Source organism: Afipia sp. MLSD5-FHT05B12, assembly GCF_058793355.1.
In genome coordinates this window covers 114716-132770 of sequence record NZ_JBXAFS010000005.1, presented here as the reverse complement: position 1 = coordinate 132770, position 18055 = coordinate 114716, and the positions used below count along the sequence as shown (strand labels likewise).

At 62.6% G+C, this 18055-nt stretch carries 11 protein-coding genes and 1 pseudogene; 9 read left to right on the top strand and 3 right to left on the bottom strand.

The features are described from left to right. The 7 genes and pseudogenes from ccmE to AC1Q6J_RS09525 form a co-directional block, all read left to right on the top strand. Complete coding sequence (ccmE, locus tag AC1Q6J_RS09555) at nucleotides 1–483, top strand: cytochrome c maturation protein CcmE (protein WP_492279079.1); 483 nt, start codon at nucleotides 1–3, stop codon at nucleotides 481–483. Continuing rightward, nucleotides 480–2465 carry a heme lyase CcmF/NrfE family subunit gene (locus AC1Q6J_RS09550; protein ID WP_492279078.1) on the top strand — a complete coding sequence of 662 codons (1986 nt, stop codon included), beginning with the start codon at nucleotides 480–482 and terminating at the stop codon, nucleotides 2463–2465. Before ccmE ends, AC1Q6J_RS09550 begins: the two co-directional genes overlap by 4 nt. Nucleotides 2466–2627: 162 nt before the next feature. Next, nucleotides 2628–3125, top strand: coding sequence for a cytochrome c-type biogenesis protein (locus tag AC1Q6J_RS09545; RefSeq protein WP_492279215.1), 498 nt, complete (start codon nucleotides 2628–2630; stop codon nucleotides 3123–3125). 191 nt (nucleotides 3126–3316) lie between these two features. After that, nucleotides 3317–4897 (top strand): Do family serine endopeptidase, encoded by a 1581-nt coding sequence (locus AC1Q6J_RS09540; protein ID WP_492279077.1) that lies wholly within the window; start codon nucleotides 3317–3319, stop codon nucleotides 4895–4897. Between the two features lie 289 nt (nucleotides 4898–5186). Further along, nucleotides 5187–5912: a response regulator transcription factor gene (locus AC1Q6J_RS09535; RefSeq protein WP_492279076.1), complete on the top strand. Its 726-nt coding sequence runs from the start codon at nucleotides 5187–5189 to the stop codon at nucleotides 5910–5912. Further along, nucleotides 5896–7326: a sensor histidine kinase gene (locus AC1Q6J_RS09530; protein WP_492279075.1), complete on the top strand. Its 1431-nt coding sequence runs from the start codon at nucleotides 5896–5898 to the stop codon at nucleotides 7324–7326. Before AC1Q6J_RS09535 ends, AC1Q6J_RS09530 begins: the two co-directional genes overlap by 17 nt. After that, a pseudogene (locus AC1Q6J_RS09525) lies at nucleotides 7323–10220 on the top strand (bifunctional [glutamine synthetase] adenylyltransferase/[glutamine synthetase]-adenylyl-L-tyrosine phosphorylase); the annotation flags it as partial. The gene AC1Q6J_RS09530 and the pseudogene AC1Q6J_RS09525, both read left to right, overlap by 4 nt. Here AC1Q6J_RS09525 and AC1Q6J_RS09520 read toward each other — a convergent pair. From AC1Q6J_RS09520 to AC1Q6J_RS09510, 3 genes are all read right to left on the bottom strand, one after another. Beyond that, nucleotides 10141–12600, bottom strand: a complete 2460-nt coding sequence (locus tag AC1Q6J_RS09520) for a PAS domain-containing sensor histidine kinase (protein WP_492279074.1) — start codon at nucleotides 12598–12600, stop codon at nucleotides 10141–10143. The pseudogene AC1Q6J_RS09525 and the gene AC1Q6J_RS09520 sit on opposite strands and share 80 nt — an antisense overlap. Nucleotides 12601–12802: 202 nt before the next feature. After that, nucleotides 12803–14170 (bottom strand): cation diffusion facilitator family transporter, encoded by a 1368-nt coding sequence (locus tag AC1Q6J_RS09515; protein ID WP_492279073.1) that lies wholly within the window; start codon nucleotides 14168–14170, stop codon nucleotides 12803–12805. Between the two features lie 98 nt (nucleotides 14171–14268). After that, nucleotides 14269–15237 carry a zinc-binding dehydrogenase gene (locus AC1Q6J_RS09510; protein ID WP_492279072.1) on the bottom strand — a complete coding sequence of 323 codons (969 nt, stop codon included), beginning with the start codon at nucleotides 15235–15237 and terminating at the stop codon, nucleotides 14269–14271. A gap of 187 nt (nucleotides 15238–15424) precedes the next feature. Between AC1Q6J_RS09510 and AC1Q6J_RS09505 the strand changes: the two genes are divergently transcribed. Next, nucleotides 15425–16522: a transporter substrate-binding domain-containing protein gene (locus tag AC1Q6J_RS09505; protein WP_492279071.1), complete on the top strand. Its 1098-nt coding sequence runs from the start codon at nucleotides 15425–15427 to the stop codon at nucleotides 16520–16522. A gap of 157 nt (nucleotides 16523–16679) precedes the next feature. Next, the gene (locus tag AC1Q6J_RS09500) at nucleotides 16680–18053 is read left to right on the top strand and encodes an MFS transporter (RefSeq protein ID WP_492279070.1); all 1374 of its coding nucleotides are present in this window, start codon (nucleotides 16680–16682) and stop codon (nucleotides 18051–18053) included. Nucleotides 18054–18055: the final 2 nt, after the last annotated feature.

The following is an 18055-nucleotide window of genomic DNA, read 5'->3' as shown; positions in this document are numbered from 1 at the left end:
ATGACGCGAAAACAGCGGCGATTGACATTGATCGGGTGTTCGCTGGCGGTGCTGGCGGTTGCCGCTGCGCTCGTCCTCAATGCGTTGCGCGACTCCATCCTGTTCTTCTCGACACCGACCATGGCTGCCGAAAAGCATATCCAGCCCGGCCAGCGCTTCCGCCTCGGCGGTATGGTGCGTGAGGGGTCGCTGGTGCGCGGCGAGCAGCTTAAAGTGAAGTTTGACGTCACCGACGGAAACGCAACCTTGCCGGTGACTTATCAGGGCATCCTTCCAGACCTGTTCCGCGAGGGACAGGGCATCATTTCCGAGGGCGCGCTCGACGCGCAGGGCGTATTCAAGGCCGACACGGTACTCGCCAAGCACGATGAGACCTACATGCCCAAGGCCGTGGCGGATGAGTTGAAGAAGTCTGGCCACTGGAAGGACGACTACGACAAGAAGCCCGAAAAAGCTCCCGGGATACAGGGGAAAGCGAAGTGATCGCCGAGGCGGGACATTACGCGCTGGTTCTGGCGCTGGTGCTGGCGCTGATCCAGTTGGTTGTACCAGTGATCGGTGCGCGCCTGCGCGATCCCGCGCTGATGAATGTCGCACGCTCCACGGCGCTGACGCAGTTTGTGTTCGCCGCGCTGTCGTTCGCGGCGTTGACCTGGCTGCATGTCACGTCGGATTTCTCGGTCGCGAACGTCTATGAGAACTCCCATTCGCTGAAGCCGATGATCTACAAGATCACTGGCGTGTGGGGGAACCACGAAGGCTCGATGCTGCTGTGGGTGCTGATCCTGGCGCTGTTCGGCGCGCTGGTGGCGGCCTTTGGCAACAACCTGCCGCGCATGCTGCGCGCCCTTGTATTGGCGGCGCAGGCGTGGATCGGCGCGGCGTTCTATCTGTTTATTCTCGCGACCTCGAACCCGTTTGCGCGGATCGCCAATCCGCCGATCGAAGGCCGCGATCTCAACCCGATTTTGCAGGACATCGGCCTCGCGATCCATCCGCCGATGCTCTATCTCGGCTATGTCGGTTTCTCGATTTCATTTTCCTTCGCTGTCGCGGCGCTGATCGAAGGCCGCATCGATGCCGCATGGGCGCGGTGGGTGCGGCCATGGACGCTGATGGCGTGGATATTCCTGACGCTCGGCATCGCGATGGGCTCGTACTGGGCCTATTACGAACTGGGGTGGGGCGGCTGGTGGTTCTGGGACCCGGTGGAGAACGCTTCGCTGATGCCGTGGCTCGCGGGCACCGCGCTGCTGCATTCCGCGGTGGTGATGGAAAAGCGCGACGCGCTGAAGGTCTGGACCATCCTTCTCGCGATCCTGACATTCTCGCTGTCGCTGCTCGGCACGTTCCTGGTGCGCTCGGGCGTGCTGACGTCGGTGCATACCTTCGCCAGCGATCCCGCGCGCGGCGTGTTCATTCTGATGATCCTGTGCCTGTTCATCGGCGGCAGCCTCAGCCTCTATGCGTGGCGGGCTTCGGCGCTGAAGCAAGGCGGCTTGTTCGCGCCGATTTCGCGCGAGGGCGCCTTGGTGCTGAACAACCTGCTGCTCACCACGGCCTGTGCCACGGTATTCGTCGGCACGCTGTATCCGCTGGCGCTTGAGGTTCTCACCGGCGACAAGATTTCGGTCGGTGCGCCGTTCTTCAATCTGACATTCGCGCCGCTGTTCCTGCCGCTGCTGCTGGCGGTGCCGTTCGGTCCGCTGCTGGCGTGGAAGCGCGGCGACATCGTCGGCGCGTCGCAGCGCCTAACCGCGGCAGGCATCGCCGCGCTGGTGACCATGGCGGTGTTGTGGGCCTGGACCAAAGGCGGCGGCGCGTTCGCGCCATTGATGATCGGTGTCGCGGCGTTCGTGGTACTCGGCGCGCTCACCGACGTCGTGGAGCGCACGCAACTGTTCCGCGCTCCGTTTGCGACATCGTTGAGCCGTGCGCGAGGATTGCCGCGCTCGACCTGGGGCTCGGCCTTCGCCCATGCGGGGCTTGGCATCGCGCTGATCGGAATTGTCTGCGAGACGACATGGAACAGCGAGAGCATTGCCTCGATGCAGCCGAACGACGTCGTGACCGTTGGCGGTTATCAAGTGCGGCTCGATGACGTCACGCAGCAGCAGGGCCCGAATTACCGCGAGGCGATTTCGCATTTCACGGTCATGCAGAACGGCCAGACGGTCGGCATCCTGTCGCCGTCGAGACGCAATTTCTCCACGCGCGGCATGTCGACCACGGAGGCCGCGCTGCTGACGCGCGGTGTGAGTCAGGTCTATATCTCGCTGGGCGATAGCCATGCCGATGGCTCGGTCGCGGTGCGCATCTATCACAAGCCGCTGGTGCTGCTGATCTGGTTCGGGCCGGTGCTGATGGCGTTCGGCGGCCTGCTGTCGCTGACCGACCGGCGGTTGCGTGTCGGTGCGCCGAAGCCGGCCAAGAAGGCGTCCGGCGCATTGCAGGCGGCGGAGTAGGGTATGAAGCGCGCCACCCAACACGAGTCGTCCCCGCGAAGGCGGGGACCCATAACCACCGGGCGGCCTGTGGAATTACTTTGTCAGCCCCGTGTTAAACGCGAGGGCAGGGAGTATGGGTCCCCGCCTTCGCGGGGACGACATCGAGGATGGAGCGAGTTTCTGCGGATCGGTGTCGTGGTCCTCGGACTTGCGACGTCCATCCCATCGTCTGCCTTCGCCGTCCAGCCCGACGAGATCATGGCCGATCCGGCCCAGGAGGCGAGGGCGCGCAACCTGTCGCGCGAGTTGCGCTGCATGGTCTGCCAGAATCAATCGATCGACGATTCTGACGCGCCGTTGGCGCGCGATCTGCGCCTGCTGGTGCGTGAGCGTATCGCGGCTGGTAACACCGATCAGCAGGTGATGGACTTCCTCGTCGCGCGCTACGGCGAATTCGTGCTGCTCAAGCCGCGTGTCGAGAGTCGCACGCTGTTGCTGTGGCTGATTCCCCCGCTGGTTCTGGCCGGGGGCGGGCTGGTGCTCTGGTTCGGCAATCGCCGCCGCAACCGCGCCGCCGCGGCGGAGGAGGAGGGTGCGTCATTCCAACTCACCCCTGAGGAAGAGGCCCGGCTGGAAAAGCTCATTGCCGGAGAAGAATCGCCGAAAACACCCGTTTAGCGGGCGTTTTGAGGCCGGTTCCGAACGCTGTTTCACGCCGGTTTCGTGCGCCGTTTGCGCCCTGATTTTATTACAAAACATTAATTCCCCCGTCAGAGCGCGGTAAGGCCGCGTCCCCCATCTTCCAAGGCATGGGTGCATATCCGCACCACGAGATTCTCATCCCGTTTCCGCCCTCCTGGAGATTGTTCATGACCGACCGCCCCACCGATCTTTCCAAACTCCCATCCTACGTCGCTCCTCGCCGTTCCGTTTTCTCCGCGCGCAAGTTTGCGCTGATGGCTTCGGTGGTCGCGGGCCTTGGTGTCGCTGCCTACGGTCTCAGCCCGTCGAGTAATTTCGACCTGCTGACCACGACCGCGCATGCGCAGGTCAACAAGGACGTCCGTCAGGTTCAGCAGCCGATCGGTTTCGCCGACATTGTTGAGCGCGTGAAGCCGTCGGTGATTTCGGTACGCGTCAAGGTCGCCGAGAAAACATCGGATGCAACGAGCCCGGAAGATTCGCCGTTTCCCCCCGGTTCGCCGATGGAGCGTTTCTTCAAGCGCTTCGGTGGTCCGGATGGATTCCCGGGCGGTCGTGGTCCGCGTGGCCGTGGCGGCCAGATGATGACCGGGCAGGGCTCGGGCTTCTTCATCTCGGCTGACGGCTTCGCCGTGACCAACAATCACGTCGTCGACGGCGCCGACAAGGTCGAAGTGACGACCGATGACGGCAAGACCCATACCGCGAAGGTGATCGGCACCGATCCGCGCACCGACCTCGCACTCATCAAGGTCGATGGCGTGAGCAATCTTCCGTTCGCCAAGCTTTCCGACGGTCAGCCGCGAATTGGCGACTGGGTACTTGCGGTCGGCAATCCGTTCGGCCTCGGTGGCACCGTGACCGCCGGTATCGTCTCGGCCCGCGGCCGTGACATCGGCAATGGACCTTATGACGACTTCATCCAGATCGACGCGCCGGTGAACAAGGGCAATTCGGGTGGCCCGACCTTCAACACCGAAGGCGATGTGATGGGCGTCAACACCGCGATTTACTCGCCGTCAGGCGGCAGCGTCGGCATCGCGTTCGCGATCCCGGCGTCCACCGTGAAGAGCGTGGTCAAGCAGTTGCAGGACAAGGGCTCGGTCAGCCGCGGCTGGATCGGCGTTCAGATCCAGCAGGTGACGCCGGAGATCGCCGACAGCCTTGGCCTGAAGAAGCCTGAGGGTGCGCTGGTTGCGGAGCCGCAGGCCAATGGCCCGGCTGCGAAGGCTGGTGTCGAGTCTGGTGACGTGATCACGCGGGTCAACGACCAGCCGGTGAAGGATGCGCGCGAACTCGCCCGCACCATCGGCGGCATGGCTCCCGGCCAGACCGTGAAGCTGGTCGTGGTCCACAAGGGCCAGGACAAAATCCTCAACATGACGCTCGGCGAGTTGCCGAACGCCAAGGCGGCGAAGGCCGATACCGACAAGGGCAACAGCGGCAAGGCTGAGCGCGGCACCACCGTGCCGAACCTCGGCCTGACGCTCGCCCCGGCCAGCAGCGTTGCCGGCGCGGGCAAGGAAGGCGTGGTCGTGACCGACGTCGATCCGAACAGCCCGTCGGCGGAGCGTGGCTTCAAGGAAGGCGATGTTATCCTCGAAGTTGCCGGAAAACTGGTCGGGACGCCGGGTGAGGTGCGCGATGCGATCAACACCGCGCGCAACGAGAACAAGAACAGCGTTCTGGTTCGCGTGAAATCCGGAGACGCATCGCGCTTTGTCGCGATGCCGGTCGCCAAGGGCTGATCAAGGGCTAACCACTCGCCTTTGAGCGGGTGTGAAATGGGGAGTTGTCGCCGACAAAGTAGCCCCCGCCGACGGCTCCTTCCCGGGGGCGGGCCAAAAGCCCGTCCCTTGAATTCAGGAATGCTTTCGATGGAAAACGCCCCCCTCCGTCGAAAGCGGCGCGATCGCACTCCAGTCGGTCGTGCAGTGCGGGCGGCGAGGTCCCCCAGCTTCGCCGCCCGTTTTCATGTGAGGGGCTGGCGGTCGCGGCACGTCATTCGCTGCCTTGCATGAGGACGATCATCGCGCCATGGTGACACAAAGCTCCGCTGTTCAGGCCCATACCGAATCACAGATGCGACTGCTCATCGTAGAAGACGACCGCGAGTCGGCGGACTATCTCGTGAAGGCGTTTCGCGAGGTCGGCCATATCGCCGATCATGCGAGCGATGGCGAGGAAGGCCTCGCGCTGGCGGAGTCCGGCGATTACGACGTACTCGTGATCGACCGTATGCTGCCAAAGCGCGACGGGCTGTCGATCATCGGCACGTTGCGCGGCAAGGGCAATCACACCCCGGCGCTGATCCTCTCGGCGCTCGGTCAGGTCGACGACCGCATCAAGGGCCTGCGTGCCGGCGGCGACGACTATCTGCCGAAGCCTTATTCATTCGCCGAATTGCTGGCGCGCGTCGAGGTGCTGTCGCGCCGTCATGGCGGTCCGTCCGAGGAAACGACTTACCGCGTCGGCGATCTCGAGCTCGACCGGCTCTCGCATCAGGTCAAGCGCGGCACGACCGAAATTACATTGCAGCCGCGCGAATTCCGGCTGCTCGAATATTTGATGAAGCATGCCGGGCAGGTCGTCACCCGGACCATGCTGCTCGAAAACGTCTGGGATTATCATTTCGATCCGCAGACCAACGTGATCGACGTGCATATTTCGCGGTTGCGCTCCAAGATCGACAAGGGACACGACAAACCGCTGCTGCATACCATTCGTGGTGCCGGATACATGGTCCGTGACGGCATTCGGTAAACTGATACGAACGACAGCGTTCCGGCTGACGCTGGTCTATCTGTTTCTGTTTGCACTGTTCGCGGCGTCGCTGCTGGGCTATTTCGCCTGGAACACGCGGCGCATGATCACCGAGCAGATCGCCGAGACTGTCAATTCCGAACTGAGCGAACTGACCGATCAGTATACGCGCGGCGGATTGCGCGGTCTGGTGTCCGCGGTCGAAGGGCGCGCATTGCGCCCCGGCGCCAATCTCTATCTCGTGACAACGCCGCAAGGGCAGGGCGTCGCCGGCAATGTTGCCTCGCTTGCGCCAGGTGTGATGGACAAGCCCGGCTGGGCCGAGACCTTCTATAAACGGCTGGAAGAGACCGACACCAAGAATCATTTCGCGCTGGTGCGCGTGTCGCAGTTGTCTGGCGGTTTCCGGCTGCTGATCGGACGCGATCTTGAAGAGCGGCGGCGGCTGTTTGGTATCGTCGCGAAGGCTGCGCAGTGGTCGGTCCTGATCGTGGTCGTACTCGGTCTTGGCGGCGGCGTGTTCGTCGCACGCCGCGTGTTGCGCCGGATCGACGCCATGACCGGCACCACCCAGCGCATTATGGCGGGTGATCTCAGCGAGCGATTGCCGGTGGGGCGAAGCGGCGACGAGATCGACCGGCTTGCGGAAAATCTCAACGCGATGCTGGAGCGCATTGAGGCGCTGATGGCCGGACTCAAGGAAGTGTCCGACAATATCGCGCATGATCTGAAGACGCCGCTGACACGGCTGCGCAACCGCGCCGAAGAAGCTCTGGCGAGAGCCGGCAACGAGGGCGAGTACCGGGCGGCGCTGGAACGGACCATCGATGAATCCGATGGCTTGATCCGGACCTTCAACGCGCTGCTGATGATTGCGCGCGCCGAATCCGGCCAGGCGCGTGACAATATGACCGATTTTGACGCGGCCGAAGTCGCCCATGGCATCCATGAACTCTATGAGCCGCTGGCGGAGGACAAGGGCCTGACCCTTGAGGTCGCAGCCGACCCCGCCACGATTCACGGCAACCGCGAACTGATCAGCCAGGCGCTTGCCAATCTGGTCGAGAACGCCATCAAATATGGCCAGCCGGTTGCTGCGCCCTCATCCGCCGATGTCAAAGCCCCCGCAAAATCGCCCGATATCCTGATTGAGGCGCACCGGGACGGGGACAATGTTCTTCTCAGTGTCACAGACCACGGGCCTGGTATTCCAGAGGCCGACCGCCAGCGCGCGGTCGAGCGGTTTGTCCGGCTGGAAGCCAGTCGCACCCAGCCCGGATCCGGGCTCGGTTTGAGTCTGGCATCGGCTGTCGCGACGTTGCATGGTGGCGACCTGCGACTCGCCGACAGCCAGCCGGGGCTGCGCGTGACGCTTGTGATCCCGAACCGGGGCGTGGAACAGAAGGCCGTATGAGTTCACCTGAGATGGGCTGTGCCGACCAGCCCACCCTGGCAGCCCGTTTTGTGGCCGGGCCGAAACTGTTTGCACCGCAGGACGCCGAGCGGCGGCTTGCCGGTTGGCTGGGCGACGCACCGCCTGAGGCCGCGAGCGCGCTCAGGGAGGTGTCCGGTTCCCTCCCGCGCGCGAAAGCGATCTTTGAGGGCATCGCGGAAGCCTCGCCATACTTGTTCGATCTGATGCGCGCGGATGCGGGCCGTGTCGTGCGGCTGCTTCAATGCGATCCCGACGATCATCTCGCCGCACTGATCGGCAAGGCGGTGGCCGACGTCGCTGCCGCCGCGAGCGAAGCCGATGTCATGACGGTGCTGCGCCGGATGAGATCCGAAGCCGCATTGATGATCGCGCTGTGCGACATCGGCGGCGTCTGGCCGGTGATGCGCGTGACGCGGGCCCTGACCGACATCGCGGTGACCTCCGTTCGGTGCGCCATCCGCTTTCTGCTGAAGCAGGAAGCAGCGCGCGGACGCTTGCTGCCGCCCGATGCGGAGCATCCCGAATTCGGGAGCGGCCTCGTCGTACTCGCCATGGGCAAGATGGGGGCGGGTGAACTGAATTACTCCAGCGACATCGACCTGATCGTGTTCTACGAGTTGGAAGCGCCGACGCTGGCCGAGGGCATCGAGCCGTCGCCGTTCTTCGTCAAGATCGCACAGGGGCTGTCGCGCCTGCTGCAACAGCGCACCGCCGACGGTTACGTGTTCCGCGTCGATCTGCGGCTGCGGCCCGATCCGGCGTCCACGCCGGTGGCGATCTCGACGGCGGCGGCGCTGCATTACTATGAGCGCGAGGGCCGCACTTGGGAGCGCGCCGCGATGATCAAGGCACTGCCGTGCGCAGGCGATCAGAAAGCCGGCAACGCACTCCTCGCCGAGATCGCGCCCTTCGTCTGGCGCAAGCATCTGGATTTCGCGGCACTCGCCGATGTCCACGACATGAAGCGGCAGATGCAGACGTTTCGCGGCCAGAACGAAATTTCAGTCGAAGGCCACAACGTCAAGGTTGGCCGCGGAGGTATTCGCGAGATCGAGTTCTTTGCCCAAACCCAGCAACTGATCGCGGGCGGACGGCATCCCGAACTGCGTGTACGTCCGACGCTGGAAGCGCTGGACATTCTCGCTGCAAGCAACTGGATCACGATCGAGGCGCGCGACGAACTGACCTCGGCCTATGAATTCCTGCGAAGGGTCGAGCATCGCCTGCAAATGATCGCGGACGAGCAGACCCACGCCTTGCCGACCGAAGCCGAGGCCGTCGAGCGCTTCGCACGGTTCTTTGGATACAACGACCGCGCGGCTTTCGCGAAGGATCTGCTGGCGCATCTGAATTGCGTGCAGAACCATTACAGCCGGCTGTTCGAGGGTGATCCGACCGGCACTGAAAAACTGCCAGACATCGATTACAGCAAGGGCTCCGACGACAACCGGCTGCTCGAACATCTTCTGACGCTCGGTTTCAGAAAGCCCAAGATGGTGGCGGAAACCGTCCATCGCTGGATGAACGGCGAGTATCGCGTGTTCAAGGTGGAGGCGACGCGTCAGGCCTTCAACGAGTTCGTTCCCGATCTGATGCGCGGGCTGTCGCGCGCCGAGGAGCCGGATGACGCGGTGACTGCGTTCGACCGATTCCTCCAGGCCTTGCAGCGGGGCGGGCGGCTGATTTCGCTCTTGAGCCAGAACAAGGACATGGTCGCGCTGGTCGCGCTCGTACTGGGAGCAGCGCCGCGCCTGAGCGATATGCTGGCCCGCCAGCCGCAGATCATGGACGGCCTGATCGATCCGCGCTTCTTCGGCGCCATGCCGGATCAACGCGAACTGTCCTCGCGCCTCGCGGCGACATTGTCCGACGCGAATTCATATGAGGAGTTTCTGGATCGCCTGCGGTTGTTCGGGCAGGAAAGCCTGTTCTTGATCGGCACGCGTATCCTCTCCGGCACGGTGTCGGCGCAACACGCAAGCGTCGCGTTCGCCGATGTGGCCGAGGGCATTGCGCATACGGTGCATGGGCTGGTGATGGACCAGTTCGCGGAACAGCACGGGCGGATCAAGGACCAGGAAACTGCCATCGTGGCGATGGGCAAGCTCGGCAGCCGCGAGATGACGGCGTCGTCCGACCTCGACCTTATCCTGATTTATGATTTCGATCATGAGGCTCCGGAGTCCGACGGCAATCGTCCACTGGAGGGATCGCAGTATTTCGCGCGGCTGACCCAGCGCCTCATCAGTGCCTTCACCACGCGCACCAATTACGGCGTGTTGTATGAGGTTGATATGCGGTTGCGGCCGTCGGGCCGCGCGGGGCCGCTGGCCTCGCGCATCGACTCTTTCGCCGAGTATCAGGAACACGAAGCCTGGACCTGGGAGCACATGGCGCTGACGCGGGCCCGCGTCATTTCAGCGTCACCGGAGTTTCAGACCAAGATCGAAGCCGTCATTCGCGATGTGCTGACACGCAAGCGAGAGACCGGCATCATTGCCAACGACGTTCTCGAAATGCGCCGTGCCATTGCCGAGGAAAAAGGCGAGAGCGACATCTGGGATCTGAAGAATGCCGCCGGCGGCATGGTCGATATCGAGTTCATCGCCCAGTATCTTCAGCTCATTCATGCGGCGGACAAGCCCGGGATTCTCAATGTCAGCACGGTGCAGGTGCTGGACAATGCCGCGAGGCTTGGGGTGCTGCCGCAATCCGATGCCGATATCCTGCGGGCGGCATCACGGCTCTATCATGATCTCACGCAGATCATCCGCCTTTGCGTGATCGGGAAGTTCAAACCAGAGACAGCTGGGGAGGATCTTCTGCGGGTGCTGACGCGGGCTGGAGACGCGCCGGATTTTTCGGCGCTTGAGGCGCGGGTGCGCGAGACGCAGAACGAGGTGCGCGAGGTTTTCCTGAAGCTGCTTGAGGGATCGCCTCGGCAATAATGCTGGGAGCCGGTTGTTCGCTGTGTCCGCACGGCAGCGTCACGCAAACGATGGTTCCCGCGCCGAGCTTCGAGCGCAGTTTCATCGAGCCGCCGTGCAGGTTGGCAAGCGACTTTGCGATGGCAAGTCCAAGACCGGAGCCGTGATAGCTCTTGGTGAGCTGGCTTTCGACCTGCTCGAACGGCCGGCCGAGCTTCGCCAGCGACTGGCGCGCGATGCCGATGCCGCTGTCGGCGATAGTGAGTACGATCGAACCGTTGCGCATCCGGCTGCGCACCGTGATCTTGCCATTGTCCGGGGTGAACTTCACCGCGTTGGACAGAAGATTGACGGCGATCTGCTTCATGGCGCGGCGGTCGGCGACGATCGGGATCGCACCACGGATATCCGCCTCCACGGTAAGGTTCTTGTTCTCGGCCCGACCGGAGACGACGCGGAGGGACTCGGTGAGAGTCTGCGCGAGGTCGAGCGGCTCGTAATCGAGCTTCATGCGGCCTGCCTCGATCTTCGACATGTCGAGGATGTCGTTGATGACGTCCAGCAGGTAGTTTCCGCTGGTCATGATGTCATTGCAATATTCCTGATACTTCTCGGAGCCGAGCGCACCGAACATGCCGCTGCCCATCACCTCCGAGAATCCGATGATGGCGTTCAGCGGAGTCCGCAGTTCGTGGCTCATGTTGGCGAGGAATTTCGACTTGGTCTGGTTGGCTTCCTCGGCCCGCGTCTTTTCCTCGGCATATTTCTGTGCGAGTTCGGCGAGCAACTGGGCCTGACGCTCCAGTTCCGCCTGCGAGCGCTTCAGATCGATCACGTTGGCGGTAAGGCGAAGGTCGTTGTCGATCAGCTTCTGCTCATGCAGCTTGATCTGGGTGATGTCGGTGCCGACGGAGACGTAGCCGCCGTCCTTGGTGCGGCGTTCGCTGATGTTGAGCCAGCTTCCGTCTTCCAGTTGGGCTTCGAAGGTACGGGCACCTGGGGCGAGGGAGTTCGGCAACCGGGTGCGGATTTCCGGCATGCTGCCGACTTCGATCACGGTCTCGTAAGAGGTGCCTTGTTTGACGGCGGAGTCGGGAAGCTTGTGTAACCGCTTGAAATGCGAGTTGCAGAGTACGAGGCGGTTGTCGGCATCCCACAGCACGAAGGCTTCCGGGATTGTCTCGATGGCGTCGCGCAGCCGCAGGTCGGCTTCGACGGTCTTTTCGGCAAGGCTCTTCTGCTCGGTAATATCGACTGCGATGCCGATGAGGTGGCAGCCGTTGTCACTCTGGCCCTGACTGAGTTCGCAGCGTACACGCAGCCAGATCCAGTGGCCGTTCGCATGGCGCATGCGGAATGTCTGATCGATGTGATCGATATTGCCGGAGACAAGCTGATCGGCGATGTGGAAGAGGTCGATATCGTCGGTTTTGACCAGCGCATTGATTTCGCCGAACGTCAGCAGGTCGCTGCGGCTTTCCAGTCCGAGCAGTTCGAACATTGATTGCGACCAGAAGATACGCCCACGCGACAGGTCCCAGTCCCATAGTCCGCAGCGGCCGCGATTCAGCGCCGTGTCAATCCGTGCGCGCACGGCGTCGTTGATCAGGTCGCCTTCCCGGGCGCGGGTGGATTGCCAATGGAATGCGAAGCCGAGGATCAGCACGACAAACCCGGTGGTTGCAGACAGCGTGATTTGCAAGGCGGCATCCGAGCGCCACGGAGATTCGATCTGTTCCTGAACCACGACGACCTGGCCGGGCATCGATTTGACGGTGCGCTGGGTGGCAAGGGCGCGGGATGTGTTCGGAAGGTTGACTTCGACAACGCCGGTTTGCGTTCCCTGCAAGGTCAGCAGTTGCGTGGCGCTGAGAACATCGATCAGACGGCTGGCGTCATCGTTCGGCACATCGATGGAAACTCTTGCGATGATGCGCTGGTCGGGGCTGGTCACAATGATATGGCGGCCGGCGGCGGTGCCCCATGAGGGCACCAAGCCGGGCAACAGGCTCTGAAGCCGCTCGGCCGACGCCGCACGGTCCTGACGCGTCAGGACAATGCGGTCGAGACGTTCCGCCAGCACGTCTGCCAGCGCTGAGAGATCGCGTTTGACCGATGCGCGCTTTTGCCGGGTCTGGTCGAGGACCTGGACGAAGGCGCCGATGCAGATGGTGATGAGAAAGGCGATGATCAGGGTGGGAACGGCGCGCCGCAGCGTTGGCTCTGCGATCAGCAGCCGGTGATATGCCGGCTTCGCGATCGACTGTGCCAATCCCTTGATAGAATCGGATTGGACACACGTGGTCGCTGCGTGCGAACGCGCCATTCCTTGCCCCTCGAATTTTCTTGTCTGCACCCCGTTCGGGAGGCTTTCCCCAACCCTCCGAATCAATGTGATTTGAATCCAGTTTTCGGAGGCTGTCGAGAGTCAACGAATCGTTAATTCAAAATAAATCTTGTCCCAAGGAAAATCGGACTCGTTTCGATGCGCAAACGTGAGTCCGAAACGAGAACAGGGCGGCTGAGGGTCAGCGCGCGGGTTCAGCGTGGCTAATGACGCGCTTCACTGACGGAAACGCCCGGCGCAGGGCGCGTTCGATCTCGTCGACCTTCCGATGAACGTCGATGACGCTCATCGAAGGCACCGCGCGGCAGTGAAAGTTCACGATCTCGCCTGCATCGGTATCGCGCACCCGCACATTATGCACGTCATGGATCGCACCACTCTCGGATGCGTAGCGCGACAGCGCCAACTGGATCTCCTCGACGCGATCCGCGGCGGCATCGGTGCCGTGGGGAAGTTCCGGTTCGAGCGGCTCGATGTGGGTATCGACCTCGACATCGGCTCCGAACTCATCGCGGATCGCATGTTCAAGCCGGTGCGCGATGTCATGAGCCTCGTTCAGGGGCATGTCGCCATCGACTTCGAGGTCGATACTCACCGTCAGCTTCCCGCCGAGGTCATGGACCGTCACATGGTGGATCGCGAGGCCGGAATTGCGCGCGATCACCATGATCCGGTCGCGCACACTTTCATTGCTGCGCGCGACTGGCACCGCGGTGAAGGTCAGGTCGGCGTCGTGAAGCGCCGTGGTCACGGCATCCTGTGCCTTGCGCTTGATGTTGTCGATACGGTCGATGGGGTAGGTGCGGGGGACCTGCACGGTCGCATCGACGAAATGCCGGGCGCCGACCATCCGCACGCGCAGCCGCTCCACATCGACCACGCCGGGAATGGCGCGGATTGCGTCCTCGGCCTTCTCGGACGCGCCGTCCGGCGCGCGGTCCAACAGCGTCTCGATGGTGGATTTGCCGAGCCGCAATCCCAGGATTGAAATCAGCACGGCGACGGCGATGGCCGCGCCGGCGTCGCCCCAGGCATAGCCGACGGCAGAAAGCGCGAGGCCGATGATGACGGCGAACGAGCCCAACACATCAGAGGCGAAGTGCAGCGCGTCGGCCTCCAGCGCCTGACTCTTGGTGGCCATCGCGGTTTTGTGAAGGGCCCGCGCGCGCCAGAAGTTCACCACGATGTCCACGACCAGCACGACAAAAGGCAGGGCGGTCAATGTCGGCGGCGCCACGCCCTCGCGCAGGCGGCTATAGGCCTCGACCACGATGCCGCCGGCCAGAATATAGAGCAGGGCGATCACACCCAGCGCCGAGAGGCTTTCAAGCTTGCCATGGCCGTAATGATGCTCTGCATCGGCGGGCTTGTCGGACACCCGCACCACGATCCATGTCACGACGGTGGCGATCAGATCGACCGACGAATGCAGCGCCTCGGAAATCAGCGCGAGGCTGCCGATGGCTACGCCCACGACGAATTTGATCGCTGCCATGCTGGCGCTGGCGACGATCGATATCGCGGCTACTTGTTGCTTGACTGCGCTCATCGGCTCCTCAATGCGCGCGTCTTGTCACGGCCTCGCGGCGAACTCAATGCGAGAGTTCGCGATTCAAAATGCGTATCATTCGCAGGTGGGATATTAGGTCAGAGCTTGAGGACAATCTTGCCGAAATGCTTGTTCGCGGACATGTAGTCCACAGCCTGCGCAATGTCGCCGAACGGGAATACGCGGTCGATCGGCAGCTTGAGCTTGCCGGATTCCACGGCGGGCCAGATGTCCTGCTTCACGGCGGCGAAGATGTCGCGGATTTCCTCAATCGAGCGGGTGCGGAAGGTCACGCCGATGTACTGGATGCGGCGCGCGGCATGCAGGTCGAAATCGAAATCGCCGTGGGTGCCGCCAAGCCGCCCCACGTTGATGATGCGCCCGAGCACTTTCGTCGCGGCAAGATTCTGGTTCGCAAGCTTGCCGGACACCTGATCGACAATGACGTCGACGCCCGCACCGCCGGTGGCCTTCAACACCTGATCCACCCACGCCGGATCGTTCGAGTCGATCGCGAGATCCGCCCCCCAGTCGGTGAGCTGAGCGCGGCGCTTCGGATCGGTCGACGAGCCGATCACAAGCTTCGCGCCCTTGAGCCTGGCGATCTGCTGCGCCATCAGCCCGACGCCTGAACTCGCACCCTGCACGAGCAGATTCTGGCCGGGCTGAAGCGCGCCGTTGGTGACAACCGCGTTGTGCATCGTGGTCAGCGCCAGCGTCAGCGAGGCTGCCTGCTCGAAATCCATCGATGCGGGAATCGGAAACAGGCGGCCGTAGTCGGTAACTGCATATTCGGCATAGCCGCCGGGCCCGGAGCCCATCACGCGGTCTCCGACTTCTACACCCTTTGCGTCAGGTCCGAGTTCGACGATCTCGCCCGCCCATTCCATGCCAAGCACCGTGCCAACGCCGCCGGCCGCGCCGTGGACATGACCCTTGATCATGCCGAGATCAGCCCGGTTCATGCCACAGGCGTAAACCTTCACCAGAACCTGCGGGCCCTTCGGTGCGGGCTTCGGGGCATCGGTGATCGCGGCGCCGTTCGCGCCGTAGACATAGGCCTTCATGGGAGTGCTCTTTCGATCCTGCGGGCTTGGAATGAGATATTCAGGTATAGCAGTAGTCATGCGGGCTCACAAAGCAGCCGTGATAGCTGTATTTCGCGTTCAGAGTGGGCATTTTTTGGTAACGCCATGCTCATCAAATTCTGTCACTGCTTCGTCACCCGAATTTAGCGGTCTTGCGGAAGAGACGATGGTTCTTCGAATAGCCTGTCTGGTACTCATGTGGTTGTCCGTCCTGCCGTTGGCACAAGCGCAGGAGACATCGGCGATTCCGAAAACCGAGCTTGTGGTTGGCGTCAAGGATGCGCCGCCGTTCGCCCTGAAGGGATCCGACGGGGCGTGGTCGGGCCTCAGCATCGAGCTTTGGCGACAGGTCGCGAAGAATGCGAACCTGAAGTATCGTTTTGTCGAAGTCCGGGACATGCCCCAGCTGATCGAGGAAACCGCTACCGGGAATTTCGATGTCGCCGTCGGCGCGATCACGGTCACCGTGGATCGCGAAAAGATTCTGGATTTCACCCAGTCCTATTATTCGACCGGTACAGGCATCGCTGTCCCAATCGTCAGCGTGATGAACTGGGGCACCCTGCGCCGGGCGATGACCTCGTTCAATTTCCTGCAAGCCATCTTTGCGCTCATCGGACTGACGCTGGGCGCAGGCATTCTCGTCTGGCTATTGGAGCGGCGGCAGAACGAATATTTCGGCGGCAGCGTCACCAAGGGGATCAGCTCCAGCGTCTGGTGGTCGACGCTGGCGATGACGCAGCGATCGTCGGCGGAGAAGGGGCCGCAAACCATTCTGGGCCGAAGCGTCGCGACCATCTGGCTGGTCGTGTCTGTCATCACGATTGCGGTGTTTACTGCGGGGGTAACGTCGGTGCTCACCACCTCGCAGATCCAGGGAACGATTTATGGCGTCTCCGACCTAACGTCGGTGCGCGTCGGGACCGTTAAGGGGACGTCGTCCGAGGGCGATCTTCTCCGGCGCAAGATCAAGTTCCACCTCTATGATACGCCCGGCGAGGGACTGAAAGCCTTGCGGGCAGGCCGTCTCGATGCGTTCGTCTACGACAAGCCTCTTCTTGCGTGGGCCATTCGTCAGGGATACGCGTCGCGGCTCAAGCTGCTGGATATTTCGATCGAGACGCAGAATTACGCGTTCGCCTTGCCTGCGGACAGTCCGCTGCGAAAATCGCTGTCGATCGCAATTCTCGACACCATACAGAAGGAATCATGGACCGAGGCGCGGATTCGTTACCTCGGAGAGGACTCCCTGAGTTCCCCTTGAATATTGGCTGGATGCAGGCTCACAAGATCGTGTAGCTGCGACACCTCTATCGTGCTGTGCATATGCCGCATGCAGTACTGCCAGTGCAGGTCGGCAACCATTCCGGCTACATACGCACCTCACACAACGCGCAAACCGCCTCAGGACACTTCGCGAAATGGACGCTATTTCGGCGAAGTTGCCTCCCGTGACCGATGGTCTCCCACCGGAAACCAGGCGTTGGGCGGTGCTTGCGATCTTCACCGCGCTCGCGATGTCGGCGCTGGATACGGCCATTGCCAATATCGCGCTCCCCGCGATTGCCGCTGACCTCAACACAACGCCAGCCGACGTGATCTGGGTCGTGAACGTGTACCAGATCGCCATGGTTGCGACGCTGCTGCCGCTGGCGGCGCTTGGGGAAATCGTCGGTCATCAGCGGATTTATCTCGGCGGACTGCTGCTCTTTACGGTCGCTTCGCTGGCGTGTGCCTTGGCGTGGTCCTTGCCGACGCTGCTGATCGCGCGCGTGCTGCAAGGGCTCGGCGCGGCCGGCGTGATGAGTGTCAACACGGCTCTCGTCAGGTTCGTGTATCCGTCAAGGCTTCACGGGCGCGGCTTCGGTAACAATGCGCTGGTGGTCGCAACCGCGTTTACGCTTGGCCCGGCGCTCGCCTCGGGCATCCTTTCGGTCGCATCGTGGCCGTGGCTGTTCGCGATCAACATTCCGTTCGGCGTGGCTGCGATGCTGATCGGCATCAAGACGCTGCCGCGGACGCCGCGCGCGGCCCATGCTTTCGACTTTCCCGGCGCGCTGCTGACATCGATCAGTCTCTGTCTCTTTATTCTCGGAATCGGCAGCGCAGCCCACAAGGCGCCGGTCGGCGTTGTCGCTGTCGAACTCATCGGCGCGGTGATTTTCGGCGCGTGGCTGCTGCGCAGGCAGGCGGATCATCCGGCTCCAATGCTGCCGATCGATCTGTTTCGCAGGCCGATGTTCTCATTGTCGGTTGCGACCGCGGTGTGTTCGTTCGCCGTGCAGGGGCTCGCCTTCGTATCGCTGCCGTTCTACTTCGAGGACGTGCTTCATCGCACCCAGGTCGAGACCGGCTTCTTCATGACGCCGTGGTCCGTCGTGGTTGGCATCATGGCGCCCATCGCAGGGCGTCTGTCGGATCGGCATCCCGCTGGCCTGCTGGGCGGATTGGGGCTCCTCATACTCGGGATCGGAATGGCGCTGTTGGCGATGCTGCCGGCGTCACCGAGCGTCGCCGATATTGTCTGGCGCATGGCGATCTGTGGCTGCGGGTTCGGCTTCTTCCAGTCCCCGAATATGAAGGCCATCATGAGCAGCGCACCGGCCGGGCGCAGCGGCGGGGCAAGCGGTATCGTCGCGACCGCGCGCCTGATCGGGCAGACTCTGGGGGCGGCATTGGCTGCGCTGTGTTTCGCACTTGCCGGCCATCAGGGCGCGACTTTCGCGCTGGCGCTGGGCGCCGGTTTCGGCGCGCTCGGCTGCATCATGAGTTTCCTGCGCCTCACTGTGCGTTGACG